Genomic DNA, 22830 nt, shown 5'->3' on the forward strand with positions numbered 1-22830 from the left:
ATCGAGCCCATGGACAGCAGCAGCACCAGACGGCAGGCGACCCGCGCCAAGCTCTACGAGGCGGCCGTCACGCTCATCGCCGAGCAGGGCTTCTCGGCGACGACGGTCGACGAGATCGCCGAGCGGGCCGGGGTCGCCAAGGGCACGGTCTATTACAACTTCAAGAGCAAGACCGAGCTCTTCGAGGAGCTGCTGCGGCACGGCGTCTCGCTCCTCGCCGGCTCGCTGCGGGCGGCGGCCGAGGAGACCGCCGAGCGGGGCGGCAACCGGATCGAGGCGCTGGACGCGATGATCCGGGCGGGTCTGGTCTTCATCGACCGCTACCCGGCCTTCACCCAGCTGTACGTGGCCGAGCTGTGGCGCACCGGACGGGCCTGGAACTCCACCCTCCTGGTGGTGCGTCAGGAGGCCGTCGCGGTGGTCGAGAACGTGCTGCGCGAGGGCGTGGCGGCCGGTGAGATCGACGGCGGGATCGATGTGCCGCTGACCGCCTCGGCCCTTGTCGGCATGGTCCTGGTGGCCGCGCTCGACTGGCAGGCCTTCCAGAGCGAGCGGTCCCTGGACGACGTGCACTCCGCGCTCTCGCGGCTGCTGCACGGCCGCGTCAGCGGCTGCTGACGGAACACCGAAGGCAGACGGAACACGGAAAGGCGCCGGTCCGGCGAGGCTCGATCCCCCCGAGCCTCGCCGGACCGGCGCGTCTTTCCGTTCCCCCGTGTCCCCCGTGTCTCCCGGGTCTCCCCGGGAGTCCCCGTTCCCCTGTCGCGGCAGGCGCGCGACCCCGTTCCGCCGCCCCGTGCCGGCGGTTCCGGAGCCGCGCCCCTTCCGTGCGCTCCACTCTCCCTTCCGCGCAGGTCACGGCCCATCCGCATCCCTACTCATCTCGACGTCTAGGTACGGGTACTCAGAGCTGGTTACGATCGCGGGCGTGTCCGTACTCCCCCTGGTCTTCACGAGCGGCTGGGCGAGCGGGATCAACGCGTACGCGGTGGTCCTGCTGCTCGGCGTCTTCGGCGCCACCGGGCTCACCGACGAGGTGCCCGAGGCGCTGCAACGGCCCGACGTCCTGATCGCCGCCGGCGTGCTCTTCCTGTGCGAGGCGGTGGCGGACAAGATCCCGTACGTCGACTCCGTGTGGGACTCCGTCCACACGGTGATCCGGCCGATCAGCGGGGCGGTGGTGGCCGCGCTGCTCGCCGGCCAGTCCGGTTCGCTGCCGGAGCTGGCGGCGGGCGCGGTCGGCGGTACGACGGCGCTGCTGAGCCACTTCGTGAAGGCCGGCACCCGGATGGCGATCAACACCTCGCCCGAGCCCGCCTCCAACATCGTGGTGTCCACGGCGGAGGACCTGGGCGTCGCCGCGATCGTCACCTTCGCCATCTTCCATCCGGTGGCGGCGTCGGTGATCGCGGCGACGCTGCTGGTGCTCGGGCTGCTGATACTGGTCTTCCTCGCGCGGCGGATCCGCCGCTTCTGGCGGCGCAGGGCGCAGCGCCGGGAGGAGAAGCGGATGGCGGCGGCCGGGGCCGGGCCACCTTCCGGCTGAGCCGCCGGCGGGGGCCGATAGGGTCCCTGACATGGCAAGGATTGTGGTGATCGGCGCGGGTCTGGGCGCCATGGCGGCGGCCGCCCGGCTGGCCGTCGCGGGGCACCGGGTGACGGTGTACGAGAGCGGCGAGACGTACGGCGGCGGGGTCCGCCGCTTCGCGAAGGACGGCTTCGGCTTCGACACCGGCCCCGGTCTGCTGCACCTGCCCGCCGTGTACCGCGATCTGTTCGTGAAGACCGGCAAGCAGCCCCTGGAGGAGTGCGTCACGCTCACCCAGGTCGACCCGGCGAGCCGGCACGTCTTCGCCGACGGCACCCGGGTGGAGCTGCCGAACGCCTCCCGGGCCGGCACCGTCGCCGCCCTGGACGCGGCGCTCGGCGCGGGCGCGGGCGAGCGCTGGGGGGACTTCCTGGTGCGGGCCCGCGAGGCCTGGGACCGCACCCGCCGGCCGCTCCTGGAGGAGCCGCAGCCGACCGACTCCCGCCTCCTCGACCGCGATCCCTACCCGGCCCTCAAGGCGGGCCTGCTGCGCCGCCCCACGACCACGCTCGCCCAGATCGGCGCCCGTGAGCTGCGCGACCCGCGGCTCGCGGCGCTGCTCGACTCGTACGCGTGGAGCTACGGCTTCGACCCGGCGACCGCGCCCGCCGCGGCGGCCGTGCTGCCGTACATGGAGCAGACCTTCGGCAGTTGGTACGTGGCCGGCGGCATGCGGGCGCTCGCGGACGCGGTGTACGAGCGGTGCCGGCAGCGGCGGGTGGAGTTCGTCTTCGGCGCGCACGTCGTGGAGGTCCTGGAGAAGGACGGGCGGGCCTGCGGGATCGAGCTGGCCGGCGGGGAGACCGTGGCGGCGGACCACGTCGTGTCGGGCGCGCCCCCGCGAGAGCCGTTCCCGCCGGACGGGCCGCGCCCCCAGGAGGTGGCCACCGGCCGGGTGACGCTCTGTCTGGCCCTGCGCGGTGCCCGGGAGGCGGACGCCGTGCACCGCACGGTCGTGCACACCGACCCCGGGGACAGCGTGACGGTGCTGCGGCCCAACGACCCGGCGCTGCGGCCGAACGAGGAACACGAGTCGGTGACGGTGACGCAGACGGTCTGGATCGACGCGGAGACCGACCGGGCGAAGCTCGTCGAAGAGCTGCTCGCGGCCGCCGAGCGGGTCGTGCCCGAGCTGCGGGAGCGGCTGCTCTGGCACGAGCTCCGCACCCCCGAGGACACCGTGCGGGAGACCGGCGCCGCCGAGGTGCCGGGGCCGGCGCTCGCCGGGGCGCGGGGCCGGCTGCTCCCGGCCCCGAACGCCTCGGCCACGCCCGGCCTCTCGTACGTGGGCGGCTGGTCCCACCCCGGCGGCGGGCTCGCCCACGCCGGGATGTCGGGCGCCCTGGTCGCCGGGCTGATCGTGGAGGGCGCGGACTTCCGCGGCTCGCAGTGAGCGGCTGCCCGCCGCGCCGGGCTCAGCGGTACTGCTGGTAGTCCCCGTTGTTGCCGTAGTAGCCCTGCTGGTCCTGGTACTGCTGGCCCTGCTCGGTGTCCCGCTGCTGCGGGACCCAGACGCCGCCGGGCGGGGTGTCGTAGGTGTACGAGGGGGCGTACGGGTCGGCGTACGGCTGCTGCTGGTAGGCGCCGGCGTCGCCGTACTGCTGGCCGATGTACGGGTCGGAGTAGGCGGCGTACTGCTGCTGCTCGTACGAGGTGCCGTAGTCGTAGGCGGGCTGCTGCTGGTCGTAGCCGGTGGCGTACGGGTCGGCGTACGGCTGCTGCTGCTCGTAGGAGGTGCCGTAGACGGCGTACTGGCCGGTGTCCTCGGGCATCGGCTGGGGCTCGTACAGAGGCGTGGCCTGGTCGTCGGCGCGCTCGGTCGGCTGGTCGTAGCCCTCGGCGTAACCCTCCTCGTACGCCTCGTCGTAGCTGAGGTCGGTGACCTCCAGGGTCGGGCCCGTCTTCTCGTCGGCGGCCTTGCCCGACCTGCGGCGGCGGCTCGCGCCGGGGCTGCCGCCGAGGGCCCAGCCGGTGGAGAAGCCGCGCCGGAAGGAGAGGGTCACATAGGTCTGGCCGACGGCGAAGACGACCGCGCCGACGACGATCACGACCGTCGAGGGGACCAGGACGCCGACGACCACGCCGAGGAAGCCGGCGAAGGCGAGCAGCCGCCAGCGCAGTCGCGCCTTGTACTGCAGCAGCACCTCACCGAGCAGCCACAGCGCGACCACGCCGAACGCGATGTAGAGGACCGTCCACCCCATGCCCGCCCCTCTCCTACGGCCTCCGCCGCGGGTCGGGGCGGCTGTGGCCGGTCACGACTGCTGGTGCAGTCCGAGATTCTCGTAGATCTCGAGCGTAGCCCTGGAGTTGTTCAGCGTGATGAAGTGCAGCCCGGGGACACCCTCGGACAGCAGCCGCGCGCAGAACTCCGTCGCGAACTCGATGCCCAAGGAGCGTACAGCGGCCGGATCGTCCTTGACGGCGAGGATCCGCTCTTTCACGTCTGCCGGGAAGGCGGCGTTGCTCAGGGTGGGCAGCCGCTCCAGCGTCTTCACGCTGACCACGGGCATGACCTCGGGGATGATCGGGGTCTCGCAGCCGGCCTTCTGCACGCTGTCGCGCAGCCGCAGATAGGCCTCCGGGTCGAAGAACATCTGGGTGATCGCGTAGTCGGCGCCGGCCCGGCACTTGTCGACGAAGTGGCGGACGTCGGTGTCCCAGTCCTCGGAGCGCGGGTGCATCTCGGGGAAGGCGGCGACACCCACGCAGAAGTCGCCCGACTCCTTGATCAGCCGGACGAGGTCGGCGGCGTAGCGCACGCCCTGGGGGTGGGCCACCCACTCGCCGAGCGGGTCGCCCGGCGGGTCGCCGCGCACGGCGAGCATGTTCCTGATGCCGGCGTCGGCGTACTGGCCGAGGATGTTGCGCAGTTCGGCGATCGAGTGGTCGACGGCGGTGAGGTGGGCGACCGGGGTGAGGGTGGTGTCGGAGGCGATCTTCTGGGTGGCCTTGACGGTGCCGCCGCGGGTGGTGCCGCCGGCGCCGTAGGTCACGGACACGAAGCTGGGGGCGACCGCCTCGATCCGGCGCATGGCGTTCCAGAGGCTCTGCTCGCTCTTCTCGGTCCGGGGCGCGAAGAACTCGAACGAGTACGTCGTGTCGCCGGACGCGAGGATGTCGCGGACCGTGCGTGCGCGGTCCGAGCGGACGGAAGCGGTACCAAGGGCCATACGGGCAGGTTAGACGGAGTCCAGAAGCGCGGTGAAGCCGCGTCCGCGTTGTGGACACGATTCCGGACAGGTTTCCGGGAATGTTCCGGACGTCCGGCCCATCCGGGAAGTCACCGGTCGAGGCGCTCGCGGACCCGCTTGGCGAGGGCGGCCGCGGCGGCGGCCGGGTCCGCGGCCTCGGTGATCGCGCGGACCACGACGATCCGGCGGGCGCCGGCGTCCAGGACCTCGTCCAGAGTGGTCTCGTCGATGCCGCCGATGGCGAACCAGGGCCGGTCCTGGGCGAGGCCGGCGGCGTGGCGGACCAGGCCGAGGCCCGGCGCGTACCGCCCCGGCTTGGTGGGGGTGGGCCAGCAGGGGCCGGTGCAGAAGTAGTCCACGCCCGGCTCGGCGGCGGCCGCGTCGACCTCGTCCTCGGCGTGGCAGGAGCGGCCGATCAGGACCTGCTCGCCGAGGATCGCGCGGGCGGCGGGCACGGGCAGGTCGCCCTGGCCGAGATGCAGCACATCGGAACCGATCGCGTGGGCGACGTCGGCCCGGTCGTTGACGGCGAGGAGCTTGCCGTGCCGGCGGCAGGCCTCGGCGAACACGGCGAGGTGCTCCAGCTCCTCGCCGGCCTCCATGCCCTTGTCGCGGAGCTGCACGATGTCGACGCCGGAGGAGAGCACGGCGTCGAGGAAGGCGGGCAGGTCGCCCTGGCGCTTCCGGGCGTCCGTGCACAGGTAGAGGCGGGCGTCGGCGAGCTGCGCGCGAGGCGTGGACATTGGGTTCCCCCCGTCGGGTGGTGCCGGTGCCGGGCCGGCCGTCCGCTCGGGGGACGGCCGGCCCGGCACCGCTGGTGGTGTCGAACGGATCAGACGGCGAGCGCCTGGGCGCGGCGCTTCACCTCCGTGCCGCGATTCTCGTTGAGGGCCTGCGCCGGGGTGCCGGGTAGGGACGGGTCCGGGGTGAAGAGCCACTCCAGCATCTCTTCGTCGGTGAAGCCGTCGTCCCGCAGCAGCGTCAGCGTGCCGACCAGGCCCTTGACGACCTTGTCGCCCTGGATGAAGGCGGCCGGCACCTGGAGGATCTTCTCGCCGGGGCGCACCTCGCGGCGCACGGCGATGAGCTGGCCCTCCTTCACCAGCTGCCGCACGCGCGTCACCTCGACGTCGAGCATCTCCGCGATGTCGGGGAGGTAGAGCCAGCCGGGGACGAGAGCATCGGTCTTTGCGTCAATCTCGGTCACAGGACAAGCGTGCCATCCCGGACTGACAGTCGGTAGTCGGGCCCTACCGGACTGCCGCCTTCAGGGGGACGGAGGGGTCGGCGGCCCGCGCCGGGTCGACCGGGGTGCGCCGCTCGATCAGCCGGCGGCCCTGGGCGAGGTCGCGGGGCCGGCCGACGGCGAGCAGGGCGACCGGCGTCTCCCCGCGCAGCCACAGCACCGCCCAGGTCTCGTCGGCGGGGTCGCCGCGCCACAGCAGGGTGTCGGCGGCGGCGTGGTGCCCGGCGTACTGGACGAAGCGGCCGAACTGCTCGGACCAGAAGTACGGGACCGGGTCGTAGGGCTCGGGCGCGCCGCCGAGGATGTCGGCGGCGACGGTGCGGGGGCCCTGGAGGGCGTTGTCCCAGTGGTGCACGAGGAGCCGCTCGCCGTAGCGGGCGGAGGGGAAGGAGGCGCAGTCGCCGACCGCGTACACGTCGGGCAGGGAGGTGCGCAGCCGGTCGTCGGCGGTGAGCGCGCCGCTGGGGTCGAGGGCGGCGCCGGAGCCGGCCAGCCAGTCGGTGGCGGGGCGGGCGCCGATGCCGACGACGACGGCGTCGGCGGGCAGCTCGGTGGTGGTGCCGTCGGGTCCGTCGAGGACGACCCGGCCCTCCTCGACCCGTCGCACGCGCGCGTGCAGCCGGAGGTCGGCGCCGCTGGCGGTGTACCAGGCGCTCATGGGGGCGGTGACCTCGGCGGGCAGGGCCCCGGCGAGGGGGCGGTCGGCGGCCTCGACGACGGTGACGGCGCAGCCGGCCTCGCGGGCGGCGGTGGCGAACTCGGCGCCGATCCAGCCGGCGCCGACGACGACCACGGCGTGGCGGCGTTCCAGGACGGGGCCGAGGCGGACGGCGTCGTCGAGGGTGCGCAGCAGGTGGACGCCGGGGACGCCCTCGGAGCCGGGCAGGGTGAGCGGGTAGGCGCCGGTGGCGACGACGAGGACGTCGTACGGCACGGGGCCGGTCTCGGTGTCGACCTCGTGGTCGGCGGGGCGCAGTCCGGTGACCTCGACGCCGAGCCGGAGGTCGATGCCGAGGGCGGTGAAGTCGACGTCGAAGGCGGAGCCCTCGGCCTTGCCGAGCAGGACGGCCTTGGACAGCGGGGGCCGGTCGTAGGGCTGGTGGGGTTCGGCGCCGATGAGGGTGACGGGGCCGGTGAAGCCCTGTTCGCGCAGGGCGACGGCGGTCTGGACGCCCGCCATTCCGGCGCCCACGACCACGACGCGCCGCCCGTTCGGCTGCGGTTGCTGCTTCTGCTCGCTCACCCGACCACCATACGCATCTGACGGTTCGTCAGGAACTCGGCCCCGTGATGGGCCCGGGCGGGGCCCTGTGGACCGGACGCGGGCACGGGCTAGGGTGGCGGCCGTAAAGCACTCGCGGGAGCCCGGACGGACCGGGCTGAGAGGGAGGCTGGCCGGCCTCCGACCGTACGAACCTGATCCGGGTCATGCCGGCGAAGGGAGGGGCTGGACGCCCATGTCGCGTACGAGCAGTACTGGCAATTCAGGCAACACGCACAGCACGGCCGACGTCCTCGTCATCGGGGGCGGCATCATCGGCCTGGTCACCGCCTGGCGGGCCGCGCAGCGCGGGCTGCGGGTCGCCGTGGCCGACCCCGAACCTGGCGGCGGGGCCGCCCGGGTGGCGGCGGGGATGCTCGCCGCCGTCACCGAGCTCCACTATGGCGAGGAGACCCTGCTCGGGCTCAATCTCGCCTCCGCGCGCCGCTATCCCGCGTTCGTCGCCGAGCTCGCCGAGGCCACCGGGCACGACGTCGGCTACCGCGCCTGCGGCACCCTCGCGGTCGCGCTGGACGCCGACGACCGGGCCCATCTGCGCGAGCTGCACGCCCTGCAGACGCGCTGCGGGCTCGCCGCCGAGTGGCTCAGCGGCCGCGACTGCCGGCGCCTCGAGCCCATGCTCGCCCCGGGCGTGCGCGGCGGGCTTCGGGTGGACGGCGACCACCAGGTCGACCCGCGCCGGCTCGCCGACGCGCTGGTCGTGGCCTGCGAGCGGGCCGGGGTGGTCTTCCACCGGACCCGCGCGGAGCGCCTGACGGTGGTACGGGACCGGGCCGCCGGCGCGGTCCTGGCGGACGGCACCGAGGTCGCCGCCGACCAGGTGGTGCTCGCCGCCGGCAGCCTGAGCGGCCGGCTCGACGGCGTACCGGCGGACGCCCTGCCGCCCGTACGGCCGGTGAAGGGCCAGGTCCTGCGGCTGCGGGTGCCGCCCGCGTACGCGCCGTTCCTGTCCCGCACCGTCCGCGCGATGGTCCGCGGCAGCCACGTCTATCTGGTGCCGCGCGCGAACGGCGAGCTGGTGGTCGGCGCCACCAGCGAGGAGCTCGGCTGGGACACCACGGTCACCGCCGGCGGGGTGTACGAGCTGCTGCGCGACGCGCACGAGCTGGTCCCAGGCATCACCGAGCTGCCGCTCACCGAGACCCGCGCCGGGCTTCGCCCCGGCTCCCCCGACAACGCGCCGCTGCTCGGCCCCAGCGCCCTGCCCGGGCTCCAGCTGGCCACCGGCCACTACCGCAACGGGGTGCTGCTCACCCCCGTCACCGGCGACGTGATGGCCCAGGCCCTGACCACCGGCGCGCTGCCGGACGAGGCCCGCGCCTTCACCGCCCGCCGCTTCTCCCTCGTACACCTGGAGCACGCATGAACGTGTCCGTGAACGGAGAGCCGCGAGAGCTCTCCCCCGGTCTGGCCCTCGACGCCCTCGTCGCCACCCTCACCACCGCGCACTCCGGGGTGGCCGCCGCCGTCAACGAGACCGTGGTCCCGCGCAGCCAGTGGGCCGCGACGCCGCTCGCCGACGGCGACCGGGTCGAGGTCCTGACCGCGGTCCAGGGGGGCTGAGCGCGATGTCCGACGACGTCTTCACCCTCGGCGGGACCGCCTTCACCTCCCGTCTGATCATGGGCACCGGCGGGGCGCCCAGCCTCGACGTGCTCGAACGCTCCCTGGTCGCCAGCGGCACCGAGCTGACCACCGTGGCCATGCGCCGCCTGGACCCGCAGGTGCAGGGCTCGGTGCTCTCCGTCCTGGACAAGCTGGGCATCCGGGTGCTGCCCAACACGGCCGGCTGCTTCACGGCCGGCGAGGCCGTGCTCACCGCGCGGCTCGCCCGCGAGGCGCTCGGCACGGACTGGATCAAGCTGGAGGTCATCGCCGACGAGCGGACCCTGCTGCCGGACGCCGTGGAGCTGCTCGACGCGGCGGAGACGCTGGTCGACGACGGCTTCACGGTCCTGCCGTACACCAACGACGACCCGGTGCTCGCCCGCAAGCTGGAGGACGCGGGCTGCGCCGCGATCATGCCGCTCGGCTCGCCCATCGGCTCCGGGCTCGGCATCCGCAATCCGCACAACTTCCAGCTGATCACCGAGCGGGCCGGGGTGCCGGTGATCCTGGACGCGGGCGCCGGCACCGCCTCCGACGCGGCGCTCGCGATGGAGCTGGGCTGCTCGGCGGTGATGCTGGCCTCGGCGGTCACCCGGGCCCAGGAGCCGGTGCTCATGGCCGCCGCCATGAAGAGCGCCGTGGAGGCGGGCCGGCTGGCGCACCGGGCGGGCCGCATCCCGCGCCGCCACTTCGCGGAGGCCTCCTCGCCGCAGGACGGCCGCGCCCGGCTCGATCCGGAGCGCCCGGCCTTCTGACGTCTGACCTCCGACGTCACAGGTGCGCTGCAGTCGGGGCCGTACGGAAAGGGGACCAGGTCGCGGCTCGTAGACTCGTGGCCGTGGACACGACCCTTCAGGACCCCCTCGTCGGGCGGCTGCTCGACGGCCGCTACCGCGTCGACGCGCGCATCGCCGTCGGCGGGATGGCCACGGTCTACCGGGCCGTCGACACCCGGCTCGACCGGGAGCTCGCGCTCAAGGTGATGCACCCCGACCTCGCCACCGACGCCGCCTTCGTGGAGCGCTTCATGCGCGAGGCCAAGTCGGTGGCGCGGCTCGCGCACCCCAATGTCGTCGCGGTCTTCGACCAGGGCGCGGACGGCGCGTACGTCTATCTCGCGATGGAGTACGTGGCCGGCTGCACCCTGCGCGACGTGCTGCGCGAGCGGGGGGCGTTGCGGCCGCGCGCCGCGCTCGACGTGCTCGAACCGGTGCTCGCCGCGCTCGGCGCCGCGCACCGGGCCGGGTTCGTGCACCGCGACATGAAGCCGGAGAACGTCCTGATAGGGGACGACGGCCGGGTGAAGGTCGCCGACTTCGGCCTGGTCCGCGCCGTGGGCTCGGCCACCGACAGCACCGGCGCCGTCCTCGGCACCGTGTCCTATCTGGCCCCGGAGCAGATCGAGCACGGCACCGCCGACACCCGCGCCGACGTGTACGCGTGCGGGGTCGTCCTGTACGAGATGCTGACCGGCGCCAAGCCGCACTCCGGGGACACCCCGGCGCAGGTGCTCTACCAGCACCTCAACACCGATGTGCCCGCGCCCTCCGCCGCCGTGCCCGGCCTCGCGGTCGAGCTGGACGAGCTGGTGGCGAGCGCCACCGCCCGCAACCCCGACGTGCGTCCGTACGACGCGGTGGCGCTGCTCGCACAGGTCCGTGAGGCGCGCGGCGGGCTCACCGAGGAGCAGCTCGACGCGGTGCCGCCGCAGGCCCGGCCGGCCGCCGAGGCCGGCGGGGCGGAGGACCGCACCAGCGTGATCCCGCGGATCCGGCCGCTGCCGGTGGAGCACATGCCGGCGGAGCAGATGCCGGTCGAGCACACCAGCCTGCTGCCGGCCCCCGAGCCGACGCCGACGGCCGCGCCCGGCCGGGTCGGCGGGACGGAGCCGCGCGGCCGGCGCCGGCCGCGCGGCCCGCTGCTGATCGTCGCCGCGGTCCTGCTCGCCCTCGGCATCGGGACCGGCGTCTGGTACATCAATTCGGGCCAGTTCACCCGGGTCCCGGCGGTCCTCGGCCAGACCGAGGCGCAGGCCACGAAGCGTCTCGCGGACGCGGGGCTCGACGTGGGCACGACGAAGCGCGACTTCAGCGACGTGTACGAGCGCGGCACGGTCATGGCCGTCGACCCGGGCCCCGGCGAGCGGATCCGCGGCAACGGCGCGGTGACCCTCACCCTCTCCCGCGGCCCGCGCGTCGTGAAGGTCCCGAACCTGAAGGGCACCCCGCTCGCGGACGCCAAGAAGGTGCTGGCCGAGGAGGGGCTGGCGCCGGGGGTCATCACGTACTCCTTCAGCGACGACGTCGCGCAGGGCGCGGTGATCGGCTCCGACCCGGAGCCGGGCACCGAGCGCAGCCCCGACTCGGCGATCGCCCTCGAGGTCAGCAAGGGCCGCCCGATCGACGTGCCGGACGTGCGCGGCGAAGCGGTCGCGGACGCCACCGCGGAGCTCCAGGAGGCCGGTCTGAAGGTGGTCGTCGCCCCGGAGCGGGTGAACTCCCCGGAGAGCGCCGGCTCGGTCGCCGCGCAGTCCCTCGCCGAGGGCAGCCGGGCCGCGAAGGGCGACACGATCACCCTGACCGTCTCCAAGGGCCCGCGGATGGTCGAGGTCCCGGACGTCGTCGGCTCGAAGGTGGACGAGGCCAGGGCGGAGCTGGAGGACGCGGGCTTCGAGGTGAAGGTGGAGAAGGACTTCCCCTTCCTCGGCGACACCGTCGTGCGCCAGTCGGTCGAGGGCGGCGGCACGGCGGCCGAGGGCTCCACCGTCACCATCACGCTCAAGGGGCTGTAGACCGTCATGACCGAACCCGGACAAGGCGACCTGCCGCGCGGCCGCGGCCGCAATCCCGTCGGTGGCCATGTGCCGGTGGCCGGCGGCCTCGCGAAGGTCGGGCTCGGTTACGCGCGGGAGCTCGGCGCCGAGACCGTGCAGGTCTTCGTGGCGAACCCGCGCGGCTGGGCCACTCCGGCCGGCAACCCGGAGCAGGACGAGCTGTTCCGCGCGGGGTGCGCCGAGGAGGGCCTGTCGGCCTGGGTGCACGCCCCGTACCTGATCAACTTCGGCTCGCACACCGAGGCCACCGTGGAGAAGTCGGTGGACTCGCTGCGGCACTCGCTGCGCCGGGCGCGGGCGATCGGCGCCCGCGGCGTGGTCGTGCACACCGGCTCGGCGACCGGGGGCCGGCCGCGCGCCGAGGCGCTCGCGCAGGTGCGGGAGCGGATGCTGCCACTGCTCGACGAGCTGACCCACCCGGACGACCCGGACCTGCTCCTGGAGTCGACGGCCGGGCAGGGCTTCTCGCTGTGCTCGCGGACCTGGGACTTCGGCCCGTACTTCGACGCGCTCGACCGGCACCCCAAGCTGGGCGTGTGCCTGGACACCTGCCACGTCTTCGCCGCGGGGCACGACCTGGCCGGCCCGCACGGGGCCGCCCAGACCCTCGACCAGCTGGTGGAGACGGTCGGCGAGGGACGGCTGAAACTGATCCACGCCAACGACTCCAAGGACGTCGTCGGCGCGCACAAGGACCGGCACGCGAACATCGGCGCGGGCTACATCGGGCAGGAGGGCTTCCGCGCCCTGCTGCGGCATCCGGCCACGGCGGGGGTTCCGCTGGTCATCGAGACGCCGGGCGGGACGCCGGGACACAAGGCGGATGTGGAGCTGCTGAAGAAGCTGCGCTGAAAAACTCCGTTGAGGAATACCCTAGGGGGGTATACGGTTCCCTGAGTACGGAGGAACCGCTACCCGAGCTTGGGGGCACTCATGCAGCACGAAGCGCACGCCCATCACGAGCACCACCAGGGTCACGAGACCCACCAGCACCACGGCGCCCACCACGAGAACCACGAGCACCACGGTCATGGCCACGATCACGGTCTTGGCCCGGTGACCTGGTCGACGGCCGCCCAGGCGACCCTCCACTGCCTCACCGGCTGCGCCATCGGCGAGGTGCTCGGCATGATCATCGGCACCGCCCTCGGCTGGGGCAACGTACCGACCATGGTCCTGGCGATCGTCCTGGCGTTCTTCTTCGGCTACGCGCTCACCCTGCGCGGCATCCTGAAGGCCGGCGTCGACTTCAAGACCGCGTTCAAGGTCGCGCTCGCCGCCGACACGCTGTCCATCGCGGTCATGGAGATCATCGACAACGGCGTCATCGCGCTCTGGCCGGGCGCCATGGACGCGCACCTGTCGGACGCGCTCTTCTGGATCGTCCTGGCGATCTCGCTCGGGGTCGCCTTCGTCCTCACGACCCCGGTCAACAAGTGGATGATCGGCCGCGGCAAGGGCCACGCCGTCGTCCACCAGTACCACTGAGGACCGGCAGGGAAAGCAAGCGAAGAACTAGAGCTCAGGGCCGTCGCCCGGCTCCTCCTGGTACGAGTAGCGCTGCTCCGTCCACGGGTCACCGATGTTGTGGTACCCGCGCTCCTCCCAGAAGCCACGCCGGTCGGCGGCCATGTACTCCACGCCACGGACCCACTTGGGACCCTTCCACGCGTAGAGGTGGGGCACCACGAGCCGCAGCGGGAACCCGTGCTCGGCGGTGAGCAGTTCACCGTCCTTGTGGGTGGCGAAGATCGTGCGGTCCGAGGCGAAGTCGGCGAGCCGCATGTTGGCGCTGTAGCCGTACTCCGCCCAGACCATCACATGCGTGACGTTGGGCGCGGGCGGGGCGAGCTCCAGGAGAGTACGGGCGAGCACCCCGCCCCACTCGGCGCCCAGCATGCTGAACTTGGTCACGCAGTGCAGATCGGCCACGACGGTGGCGAAGGGCAGCGCCGAGAACTCCTCGTGGTTCCAGCAGCGCTTGTCGCCGTCGGCGGTCGCCCCGAAGACCCGGAACTCCCAGCGCTCCGGCTTGAAGCGCGGCACGGGTCCGTAGTGGGTCACCGGCCAGCCGCGCTGGAGCCGCTGCCCCGGCGGAAGCTCCGACGGCACCGCCACTCCTGATTCCCGGCGTGCTCCGCCCTCCGGCTGACCCATGTCATCCATGGTGACAGACCGCGAGGGGTGGTCATGACCAGCCATGCGCCGACATCACGGGGACATTCGGACCTTGCGGACAACTGTCGGTAAGCCTGCACTTACTGGACTGCACCCGGGCGCGCTGGAAGGATGCGGCCATCCTGCCCAGTGGCGGCACCGAATGCGTTGGAAGGATCCTGAAGCGATGCAGGGCGACCCCGAGGTCCTCGAGTTCCTCAACGAGCAGCTGACCGGCGAGCTGACCGCGATCAACCAGTACTGGCTGCACTACCGCATCCAGGACAACAAGGGCTGGACCAAGCTCGCCAAGTACACCCGCGAAGAGTCCATCGACGAGATGAAGCACGCGGACAAGCTGACCGAGCGCATCCTGATGCTCGACGGCCTGCCCAACTACCAGCGCCTGTTCCACGTACGGGTGGGCCAGACCGTCAAGGAGATGTTCGAGGCCGACCGCCAGGTCGAGGTGGAGGCGATCGACCGGCTGCGGCGCGGGATCGAGGTGATGCGGACCAAGGGCGACGTCACCTCGGCCAACCTCTTCGAGGAGATCCTGGCGGACGAGGAACACCACATCGACTACCTGGACACGCAGCTGGAGCTGATCGAGCAGCTGGGCGAGGCGCTGTACTGCTCGACGCTGATCGAGCAGCCGAGCTAGCGGGACGGGCCGGCCGGAAGGAGCTAGGCGGCTTCCGACAGCCGGGGCGCCTCGGCCGCGACCTCGGTGATCCCGGCGGCGACCTCCGTCACCCCGGCGGTCCCGGTGGCCTCAGCGAGCTCCGTGACCTCCGCCGCCAGGGCCGGCATGCCCTGGTCCAGGAGCTCCCGGCGGGGGCAGCTGCCGCGCCCGAGAATGGCCTGAATGCGTCGTACACACGAGCCGCAGTCGGTGCCCGCCTTGCAGGCCGAGGCGATCTGGCGGGGCGTGCAGGCACCGCTCTCCGCGTGCTCCTTGACCTGCTTCTCCGTGATTGCGAAGCATGAGCAGACGTACACGCGGTTCACCTCCCGCCGGTGATCGATAAGGCTAACCTAACCTTACCCGGCGGGCGGGTGGCGCAAAAGGGCTTCCTACGACGATGGGGCGCGGATCACAAGGATCCGCGCCCCACTGTCGTAGGAAGCTACTTACTGATCGCGGTACATCTCGGCCACGAGGAAGGCCAGGTCCAGCGACTGGCTGCGGTTGAGCCGCGGGTCGCAGGCCGTCTCGTAGCGCTGGTGCAGGTCGTCGACGAAGATCTCGTCGCCGCCGCCCACGCACTCGGTGACGTCGTCACCGGTGAGCTCGACGTGGATGCCGCCCGGGTGGGTGCCCAGCTCCTTGTGGACCTCGAAGAAGCCCTTGACCTCGTCGAGCACGTCGTCGAAACGGCGCGTCTTGTGGCCGGAGGCCGCCTCGAAGGTGTTGCCGTGCATCGGGTCGGTCACCCAGGCGACCGTCGCGCCCGAGGCGGTGACCTTCTCGACCAGCTCGGGGAGCTTGTCCCGGACCTTGTCGGCGCCCATCCGGACGATGAAGGTCAGCCGGCCCGGCTCGCGGTCCGGGTCCAGGCGCTCGATGTAGGTGAGCGCCTCCTCCGGGGTGGTCGTCGGGCCCAGCTTGATGCCGATCGGGTTGGCGATCCGCGAGGCGAACTCGATGTGCGCGTGGTCCAGCTGGCGGGTGCGCTCACCGATCCAGACCATGTGGCCGGAGGTGTCGTACAGCTTGCCGGTGCGCGAGTCGGTGCGGGTCAGCGCGCCCTCGTAGTCGAGCAGCAGCGCCTCGTGCGAGGAGTAGAACTCGACCGCCTTGAACTCGGCCGGGTCGGTGCCGCAGGCCTTCATGAAGTTCAGCGCGTTGTCGATCTCGCGCGCCAGCTGCTCGTAACGCTGGCCGGACGGGGACGACTTCACGAAGTCCTGGTTCCAGGCGTGCACCTGGCGCAGGTCGGCGTAGCCGCCGGTGGTGAAGGCGCGGACCAGGTTCAGCGTCGAGGCGGAGGCGTGGTACATCCGCTTCAGGCGCTCGGGGTCCGGGACGCGGGCCTTCTCGTTGAAGTCGAAGCCGTTGACGGAGTCGCCGCGGTAGGTCGGCAGGGTCACGCCGTCGCGGGTCTCGGTCCCCTTCGAGCGGGGCTTGGAGTACTGCCCGGCGATGCGGCCGACCTTCACCACGGGCACGGAGGCCGCGTAGGTGAGGACGGCGCTCATCTGGAGCAGGGTCTTGAGCTTGGCCCGGATGTGATCGGCGGACACGGCGTCGAAGGCCTCGGCGCAGTCGCCGCCCTGGAGCAGGAACGCCTCGCCACGGGCGACGGCTCCCATCCGGGCGCGCAGCTGGTCGCACTCGCCGGCGAAGACGAGCGGAGGATACGACTCGAGGTCCGCGATCACATCGCGCAGAGCCTCGGCATCGGGGTACTCGGGCTGCTGCGCCGCGGGCAGGTCTCGCCAGGTCGCCTGGGCGACGGCGTGGGTATCAGCGTTCACGGTCACATGGACCACAGTACGGGGTCTTCGCCCCGTCTCGTCCCGCTGACCAATGACTGAGACACGGGCGTGCCGCACGGCCCCGTGACCGACACCTTCCGCAGGTCCGCGCGTTGAACACCGCTGTGACGTTCCGGGCCTTCCGACGCCTCAACCGGACAACCGAAACCGAGGACTGGGTGTGATCCACCGACACCGCAACGACCGCAGGAAGAGACGACTGCTCTACGGCGCACTCGCGGGTGTCGTCGCGGGCGCCACGCTCGGCACCCTGGCGGTCGCCGCCCCCGGCGTCCTCGGCGGCGGCCCGGACGGCAAGAGCGGCGGCCCCTCGCCGCGGGCCCGCTCGCTGCAGGCCGCGTTCGACGACGCGGCGCGCGCGTACGGCGTACCGCGCAGCGTGCTCATGGCGGTCTCGTACCGGCAGACCCGCTGGGAGTCCCACGGCGGCGAGCCGAGCACCACCGGCGCCTACAACGTCATGGGGCTGACCAAGGTCGAGCCGGGTGACGTCGAGCGGCCCGACGCCCGGGAGCGGCTCGCGCATCTCAACGAGAGCGGGCGGCCGGAGATCGAGCGGACCTTCGTGGCCTCCCGGGTGCTGAAGGTGCTGCCGAAGGAGCCGGTCGACACCTCCGACCCGCGGCTGCACACGCTCGACAAGGCCGCCGCGCTGACCGGCGCGTCCGCCGAGGAGCTGAAGCACGACCCGGCCGCCGGCATCCGGGCCGGTGCGGCGCTGCTCGCCGCATACCAGCGCGAGGCCGGCGGCGACGAGCTGCCGACCGACCCGGGCGCCTGGTACCCGGCGGTCGCGCGCTACAGCCAGGCCACCGACCCCGAGGGCGCCGAGCTGTTCGCCCGCCGGGTCTACGAGTCGATCCGCACCGGCGAGCGGGAGCTCACCGCGGACGGCGAGCAGGTCGTGCTGCCGGCCGACCCGTCCGTACGGCCGCGGAAACCGGCGCGGCTGCCGCTCGCGGCCGCCTTCGCGAGCACCACGACCGTCCCCACGCCCGCCTGCCCGGCGTCCTTGAACTGCACCTTCGTCCCTTCGCGGACCGCCGCCGACGGCACCCGCAACTACACGCCCGCCGCCCGCCCCGACCAGGGCGTCGACATCCGGCAGATCGTCATCCACGACACCGAGGGCGGCTACGACGGCTCGCTGGCCGCGCTCACCAACCCGGACGTCAAGGCCAGCGCCCACTATCTGGTGCGCGCCTCGGACGGTCTGGTCACCCAGCTGGTCGAGAACAAGGACCTCGCCTGGCATGCCGGGAACTGGACGCTCAACATGCACTCGATCGGCGTGGAGCACGAGGGCTACGCCATCAGCGAGAGCAGCTGGTACACCGAGCCGCAGTACGAGTCGACGGCCGCCCTGGTGAAGTACCTCGCCGACAGCTACAGCGTACCGCTCGACCGCGAGCACGTCATCGGCCACGACGAGGTGCCGATGCAGCTCGACGGCTATGCGGGCAGGACCCACTGGGACCCGGGCCCGTACTGGGACTGGAACCACTTCATGGCCCTGATGGGCGCGCCGACCGGCGACCCCGGCTCCGGCGGCCCGCTCCGGGCCGGGCAGGTCGTCCGGGTGGTGCCGCCGTTCACCACGGCCAACCAGCCCAGGCTCACGTACAACGGCGGCACCGCCGTCACCCCGCGCCCGGCCAACTTCGGCTACCTCTACACCGAGCCGTCGACGGCCGCGCCGACGCTGACCGACCCGTACTTCAGCTCGCTGTGGTCCGAGGGCTCGAACTGGGCGAACAAGGTCCGCGCGGGCGGCACCTATGTGGTCGCCGAGTCCCGCACCGACTGGACGGCGATCTGGTACGGCGGGAAGAAGGCCTGGTTCCAGAACCCGGGCGGCCGGTACACCGCGCCGGTGTCCGGCTCCCCCACGGTGGTCAGGGCGAAGCCCGGTGTCACCGTGCGGCTGTACGGGCGCGCCTACCCCGAGACCGCCGCCTACCGGGCCGCCGGCCTGGAGGCCCCGACGGACAGCCCCGACTACCTGACCAGGTACTCGCTGCCCCCGGGCCAGGCGTACGCGAAGGCCGGCCCGGCGGTGCGGGGCGACGACTTCTTCGGCTCCGCACAGCAGAACGTCGTCGGCAGCGACACGTACGTCCCGATCCGCTACGGCCACCGGCTGGCGTGGGTGAAGGCCGACCAGGTCACGGTCGTCTGACCCCGACCCGATCGTCCGGCACCCGGACATCCGGCCCCTCCGGGGGCCGGGCTGGGCTACAGTGCTCGCATGTTCGCGCACTCGAACCAGAACTGGTGGTGGACCGCTCATCCGGCGGCCCACTGACTGCGCGTACACCGAGACACACGCGAAGGCCGCCCGAGGGGCGGCCTTTCTCGTACCCGCGAGGCCGTTCCTCTCCGACTCCCACGGAAGGAACCACCCGCTCATGGACACCGATCCCACGGTCCTCTCCCGTCTCCTCGACGACTCCTGCCCGCCCTTCGCACTGCTGCGCCGGCGCACCCCCGGCCGCGACCACGACACCGTCGAGGTGCTGATCGGCCGGGTGCACGAGGCCGAGCGGCTCGCCGAGCTGCCGGTGGGCGAGCGGCCGACGCTCGCGCTCGTACCCTTCCGGCAGATCCGCGAGCGCGGCTTCGACGTGCGCGACGACGGGACCCCGCTGTCCGTGCTCGTCGCCGACGAGGCGTACGAGCTGCCGCTCGCCGAGGCCCTCGACCGGCTCCCGGCCCATGACGTGAAGGTCGAGGGCGGCGGCTTCGACGTCTCCGACGAGGAGTACGGGCGGATCGTGCGCCGGGTCATCGACGAGGAGATCGGGTCCGGCGAGGGCGCCAACTTCGTCATCCGCCGCACCTTCACCGGCGCGATCCCCGGCTTCGGACGGGCCGACGCGCTCGCCCTGTTCCGGCGGCTGCTCGCGGGCGAGCGGGGCGCGTACTGGACCTTCGTCGTGCATACCGGGGAGCGCACCCTGGTCGGCGCCAGCCCGGAGGTGCACGTCCGGATGTCCGGCGGGACGGTCGTGATGAACCCGATCAGCGGCACCTACCGCTACCCGGCGGGCACCGCGCCGACCCCCGAGGACCTGCTCGCGTTCCTGGCCGACCGCAAGGAGACCGAGGAGCTGTCGATGGTGGTCGACGAGGAGCTGAAGATGATGTGCACGGTCGGCGACCGGGGCGGGGTGGTGATCGGACCGCGCCTGAAGGAGATGGCGCACCTCGCCCACACCGAGTACGAGCTGCGCGGCCGGTCCTCGCTCGATGTGCGCGAGGTGCTGCGCGAGACGATGTTCGCGGCCACCGTCACCGGCTCCCCGCTGCAGAACGCCTGCCGGGTGATCGAGCGCCACGAGGTCGGCGGGCGCGGCTACTACGCGGGCGCGCTCGCCCTGCTCGGCACCGACGAGAACGGCGCGCAGACCCTGGACTCCCCCATCCTCATCCGTACCGCCGACATCGACGCGGAGGGCACCCTGCGGGTGCCGGTCGGCGCCACGCTGGTGCGGCACTCCGACCCGGCGGGCGAGGTCGCCGAGACGCACGCCAAGGCGGCGGGCGTGCTGGCGGCGTTGGGGGTACGGGAGGGGCGGCCGCGCGCGGAGGGCGCGGTGCCGGCCCGGCTCGCCGAGGACCCGCGGGTGCGGGCGGCGCTCGACGCGCGGCGGGCCGACCTGGCGCCGTTCTGGCTGAAGATGCAGGTGCGCTCGGCGGAGCTGTCCGGCCACGCGCTCGTCATCGACGCCGAGGACACCTTCACCGCGATGCTCGCGCATCTGCTGCGCTCCTCGGGCCTGGAGGTCTCGGTGCTCCGCTACGACGAGCCGGGCCTGCGCGAGCTCGCCCTCGCCCACGAGGGCCCGGTCGTCCTGGGCCCGGGTCCCGGCGACCCGCAGGACGCGGCCGACCCGAAGATGCGCTTCCTGCGCGGGCTCACGGCGGAGCTGCTGCGGGAGCACCGGCACGGTCTGCTCGGCGTCTGCCTGGGCCACGAGCTGATCGCGGCAGAACTGGGCCTGGAGATCGTCCGGAAGCGGACACCGTTCCAGGGCGCGCAGGTGCGGATCGACCTGTTCGGGCAGGAGCAGACGGTCGGCTTCTACAACAGTTTCACGGCGCGCTGCGACGACCGGACGGCGACCGAACTGGCGCTGCACCGGATCGAGGTGAGCCGGGACGCCGCGTCGGACGAGGTGCACGCGCTGCGCGGCCCGGGCTTCGCCGGGGTGCAGTTCCACCCGGAGTCGGTCCTGACGATGGACGGGGCGGCGGTGACCGCCTCGCTGCTCGCGGGCGTGCTCGTCTGACGGTGCTACGGGATCCGCGGGACCAGGACGTTCTCGCTGCGCCTCCCGGCGAGGTGGTCGAGGACGTTCTGGACCGTGGTGTCGATGATCTGGCCCACCGCGTCGGCCGTGTAGTACGCCTGGTGCGAGGTGACCACCACGTTCGGGAAGGTCACCAGGCGGGCCAGGGTGTCGTCCTCGATGCCCGCCAGGGACTTGTCGAGGAAGAAGAGCCCGGCCTCCGCCTCGTACACGTCGAGGCCCACCCCGGAGAAGCGGCCGGCGCGCAGTTCGCCGACCAGGGCCTCGGTGTCGATGAGGCCGCCGCGGCTGGAGTTCACCAGGATCGCGTCGTCCTTCATCGAGCGCAGCGCGGCGGCGTCGACGATGTGGTGGGTGTCCGGCAGCAGCGGCACGTGCAGGCTGATCAGGTCGGCCTCGGCGAAGAGACGTTCCTTGTCGGTGTACGTCATGCCGAGTTCGGCGCAGGCCGGGTTCACGGCGATGTCCCAGCCGAGCAGCCTCATGCCGAAGCCGTGGGCGATCCGGGTGAACGCCTCGCCGATCTTGCCGGTGCCGAGGACGCCGACGGTGCGGCCGCGCAGGTCGCGGCCCATCAGCCCATCGAGCCGGAAGTCGAAGTCTCGGGTGCGGTTGGAGGCCCGGACGATGCGCCGGTTGACCGCCATCGCGAGGGTCCAGGCGAACTCGGCGACGGAGTAGGGCGAGTAGTACGAGACGCGGGCGACGGTGAGGCCGAGCCGTTCGGCCACGTCGAGGTCGATGTTGTTGAAGCCGGTGGAGCGCTGGGCGATCAGCTGGGTGCCGCCGGCCGCGAGGGTCTGCAGCACCCGGTGGTCGAGGACGGCGTTGACGCTGGTGGAGACGATCTCGTAGCCGGCGGCGATGGGCGCGGTGTCCTCGGTGAGGAAGACGTCCAGGCAGCGGACCTCGTGGTGTCCTGCGAAGGCCTTCTCGATCAGCGGCTTCTCGTCCGCCTGCACGCCGAATGCCAGGATCTCCACGGGCCCCTCCAGGGATGTGCCGGTTTCGTCCGAATCAAGGGCGAATATACGCTCGCCCGCCCGGCCGCTCAGCCGAAGAACACCCCCGCCTCCGCGTACAGCGCCGGGTCCACCGTCTTCAGGCGCGCGGTCGCGGCGGCCAGCGGCACCCGCACCACCTCCGTACCGCGCAGGGCGACCATCGTCCCGTACTCCCCGTCCCGTACGGCGTCGACGGCGTGGAGCCCGAAGCGGGTGGCCAGCCAGCGGTCGAAGGCGCTCGGGCTGCCGCCGCGCTGCACATGCCCGAGCACGGTGGTGCGGGCCTCCTTGCCGGTGCGCCGCTCGATCTCGGCGGCCAGCCACTCCCCCACCGAGCCCTGCGCCGGGCCGCCGGCGCGCGGCCGGGCGCCCTCGGCGACGACCAGGATCGGGGCGTAGGTGGCGCGGAAGCGGGCCGCGACCCAGGCGAGCACCTGGTCGAGGTCGAAGCGCTGCTCGGGCACGAGGATCACGTTGGCGCCGCCGGCGAGCCCGGCGTGCAGCGCGATCCAGCCGGTGTGCCGGCCCATGACCTCGACGACGAGGACCCGGCGGTGCGAGTCGGCGGTGGTGTGGAGGCGGTCGATGGCCTCGGTGGCGATGCCGACGGCGGTGTCGAAGCCGAAGGTCCAGTCGGTGGCCGAGAGGTCGTTGTCGATGGTCTTGGGGACGCCGACGACGGGCAGTCCGTGCTCGGCGTGCAGCCGCGCGGCGTGCCCGAGGGTGCCCCGGCCGCCGATCGCGACCAGGGCGTCGATCCGGTGCTTGGCCAGGTTCTCGCGGATCCGGCGCACCCCGTCTGCGGCGGCGAAGGGGTCGGTGCGGGACGAGCCGAGGACGGTGCCGCCGCGCGGCAGGATGCCGCGCACGGCCCGTACGTCCAGGGGCTCGGTGTCGCCGTCGACGGCTCCGCGCCAGCCGTCCCGGAAGCCGGTGAAGCGCCAGCCGTACTCCTGCTCGCCCTTGCGGACGACCGCACGGATCACCGCGTTGAGCCCGGGGCAGTCGCCTCCGCCGGTCAGCACACCGACGCGCATGGGCCGCACTCCTTCGCCGTACGTGGGGGGGTGCGGCTCACGCTAGTGGTGACCCGGGTCACACCG

Annotated in this window: 22 protein-coding genes, 1 pseudogene and 1 riboswitch; of the genes and pseudogenes, 13 read left to right on the plus strand and 10 right to left on the minus strand. The window is 72.8% G+C overall.

Annotated elements, in window-relative coordinates:
* The first annotated feature begins 9 nt into the window (after positions 1-9).
* From KV205_RS02230 to KV205_RS02240, 3 genes are all read left to right on the plus strand, one after another.
* A complete protein-coding gene (locus KV205_RS02230; RefSeq protein WP_265861670.1) occupies positions 10-618 on the plus strand; it encodes a TetR/AcrR family transcriptional regulator in 609 nt (202 codons plus the stop codon).
* Positions 619-928: 310 nt separating this feature from the next.
* Positions 929-1546: a DUF4126 domain-containing protein gene (locus KV205_RS02235; RefSeq protein WP_265861671.1), complete on the plus strand. Its 618-nt coding sequence runs from the start codon at positions 929-931 to the stop codon at positions 1544-1546.
* A gap of 31 nt (positions 1547-1577) precedes the next feature.
* Positions 1578-2981 carry an NAD(P)/FAD-dependent oxidoreductase gene (locus KV205_RS02240; RefSeq protein ID WP_265861673.1) on the plus strand — a complete coding sequence of 468 codons (1404 nt, stop codon included), beginning with the start codon at positions 1578-1580 and terminating at the stop codon, positions 2979-2981.
* 22 nt (positions 2982-3003) lie between these two features.
* Here KV205_RS02240 and KV205_RS02245 read toward each other — a convergent pair whose 3' ends face one another.
* From KV205_RS02245 to KV205_RS02265, 5 genes are all read right to left on the minus strand, one after another.
* Entirely contained in the window at positions 3004-3792 is a 789-nt protein-coding gene (locus KV205_RS02245) for a hypothetical protein (protein ID WP_265861674.1), read from the minus strand.
* 51 nt (positions 3793-3843) lie between these two features.
* Positions 3844-4761 carry a methylenetetrahydrofolate reductase [NAD(P)H] gene (metF, locus tag KV205_RS02250; RefSeq protein WP_265861675.1) on the minus strand — a complete coding sequence of 306 codons (918 nt, stop codon included), beginning with the start codon at positions 4759-4761 and terminating at the stop codon, positions 3844-3846.
* A 110-nt stretch (positions 4762-4871) separates the two neighbouring features.
* Positions 4872-5525, minus strand: coding sequence for a thiamine phosphate synthase (thiE, locus tag KV205_RS02255; RefSeq protein WP_265861676.1), 654 nt, complete (start codon positions 5523-5525; stop codon positions 4872-4874).
* Positions 5526-5614: 89 nt separating this feature from the next.
* Complete coding sequence (locus tag KV205_RS02260; RefSeq protein ID WP_265861678.1) at positions 5615-5989, minus strand: Rv2175c family DNA-binding protein; 375 nt, start codon at positions 5987-5989, stop codon at positions 5615-5617.
* A gap of 43 nt (positions 5990-6032) precedes the next feature.
* Complete coding sequence (locus KV205_RS02265; protein WP_265861679.1) at positions 6033-7271, minus strand: NAD(P)/FAD-dependent oxidoreductase; 1239 nt, start codon at positions 7269-7271, stop codon at positions 6033-6035.
* Positions 7272-7375: 104 nt separating this feature from the next.
* A riboswitch (TPP riboswitch) is annotated at positions 7376-7488 on the plus strand.
* On the opposite strand from KV205_RS02265, the gene thiO reads away from it, so the two are divergent.
* The 6 genes from thiO to KV205_RS02295 all read left to right on the plus strand — a co-directional run bounded on the left by thiO (position 7486) and on the right by KV205_RS02295 (position 13239).
* Positions 7486-8676 carry a glycine oxidase ThiO gene (thiO, locus tag KV205_RS02270; RefSeq protein ID WP_265861680.1) on the plus strand — a complete coding sequence of 397 codons (1191 nt, stop codon included), beginning with the start codon at positions 7486-7488 and terminating at the stop codon, positions 8674-8676. Its footprint overlaps the riboswitch before it by 3 nt.
* The gene (gene thiS, locus KV205_RS02275) at positions 8673-8873 is read left to right on the plus strand and encodes a sulfur carrier protein ThiS (protein WP_265861681.1); all 201 of its coding nucleotides are present in this window, start codon (positions 8673-8675) and stop codon (positions 8871-8873) included. The genes thiO and thiS overlap by 4 nt, the downstream gene beginning before the upstream one ends.
* Positions 8874-8878: 5 nt before the next feature.
* Positions 8879-9673, plus strand: a complete 795-nt coding sequence (locus KV205_RS02280) for a thiazole synthase (protein ID WP_265861682.1) — start codon at positions 8879-8881, stop codon at positions 9671-9673.
* 83 nt (positions 9674-9756) lie between these two features.
* Complete coding sequence (gene pknB, locus KV205_RS02285; protein ID WP_265861684.1) at positions 9757-11709, plus strand: Stk1 family PASTA domain-containing Ser/Thr kinase; 1953 nt, start codon at positions 9757-9759, stop codon at positions 11707-11709.
* A gap of 6 nt (positions 11710-11715) precedes the next feature.
* Positions 11716-12603, plus strand: coding sequence for a deoxyribonuclease IV (locus tag KV205_RS02290; protein WP_265861685.1), 888 nt, complete (start codon positions 11716-11718; stop codon positions 12601-12603).
* Between the two features lie 81 nt (positions 12604-12684).
* A complete protein-coding gene (locus KV205_RS02295) occupies positions 12685-13239 on the plus strand; it encodes a DUF4396 domain-containing protein (RefSeq protein WP_265861687.1) in 555 nt (184 codons plus the stop codon).
* Positions 13240-13266: 27 nt separating this feature from the next.
* Here the strand turns inward: KV205_RS02295 and KV205_RS02300 are convergent, their stop codons facing one another.
* On the minus strand, positions 13267-13908 hold the full coding sequence (locus tag KV205_RS02300; protein WP_265861688.1) for a sulfite oxidase-like oxidoreductase: 642 nt from the start codon (positions 13906-13908) through the stop codon (positions 13267-13269).
* Positions 13909-14095: 187 nt separating this feature from the next.
* Here KV205_RS02300 and bfr point away from each other — a divergent pair, with 187 nt between their 5' ends.
* On the plus strand, positions 14096-14572 hold the full coding sequence (gene bfr / locus KV205_RS02305; RefSeq protein ID WP_265861689.1) for a bacterioferritin: 477 nt from the start codon (positions 14096-14098) through the stop codon (positions 14570-14572).
* Positions 14573-14685: 113 nt separating this feature from the next.
* Here the strand turns inward: bfr and KV205_RS36385 are convergent.
* Together KV205_RS36385 and KV205_RS02315 are read right to left on the minus strand one after the other, a co-directional pair.
* A pseudogene (locus tag KV205_RS36385) lies at positions 14686-14919 on the minus strand (bacterioferritin-associated ferredoxin); the annotation flags it as partial.
* Positions 14920-15042: 123 nt separating this feature from the next.
* Positions 15043-16389 (minus strand): class II 3-deoxy-7-phosphoheptulonate synthase, encoded by a 1347-nt coding sequence (locus KV205_RS02315; RefSeq protein ID WP_265861691.1) that lies wholly within the window; start codon positions 16387-16389, stop codon positions 15043-15045.
* Between the two features lie 181 nt (positions 16390-16570).
* Between KV205_RS02315 and KV205_RS02320 the strand changes: the two genes are divergently transcribed.
* From KV205_RS02320 to KV205_RS02325, 3 genes are all read left to right on the plus strand, one after another.
* On the plus strand, positions 16571-18589 hold the full coding sequence (locus KV205_RS02320; protein WP_265861692.1) for an N-acetylmuramoyl-L-alanine amidase: 2019 nt from the start codon (positions 16571-16573) through the stop codon (positions 18587-18589).
* A gap of 69 nt (positions 18590-18658) precedes the next feature.
* Positions 18659-18715, plus strand: a complete 57-nt coding sequence (locus KV205_RS36485; protein ID WP_101392327.1) for a trp operon leader peptide — start codon at positions 18659-18661, stop codon at positions 18713-18715.
* A gap of 103 nt (positions 18716-18818) precedes the next feature.
* The gene (locus tag KV205_RS02325) at positions 18819-20702 is read left to right on the plus strand and encodes an anthranilate synthase family protein (RefSeq protein ID WP_265861694.1); all 1884 of its coding nucleotides are present in this window, start codon (positions 18819-18821) and stop codon (positions 20700-20702) included.
* A 5-nt stretch (positions 20703-20707) separates the two neighbouring features.
* Here KV205_RS02325 and KV205_RS02330 read toward each other — a convergent pair whose 3' ends face one another.
* Both KV205_RS02330 and KV205_RS02335 read right to left on the minus strand, forming a co-directional pair.
* Positions 20708-21706 (minus strand): 2-hydroxyacid dehydrogenase, encoded by a 999-nt coding sequence (locus tag KV205_RS02330; protein WP_265861696.1) that lies wholly within the window; start codon positions 21704-21706, stop codon positions 20708-20710.
* Positions 21707-21774: 68 nt separating this feature from the next.
* Positions 21775-22764 (minus strand): ATP-dependent 6-phosphofructokinase, encoded by a 990-nt coding sequence (locus KV205_RS02335; protein WP_265861697.1) that lies wholly within the window; start codon positions 22762-22764, stop codon positions 21775-21777.
* Positions 22765-22830: the final 66 nt, after the last annotated feature.

The sequence above is a fragment of the Streptomyces sp. SKN60 genome, assembly GCF_026236535.1.
Classification (GTDB): domain Bacteria; phylum Actinomycetota; class Actinomycetes; order Streptomycetales; family Streptomycetaceae; genus Streptomyces.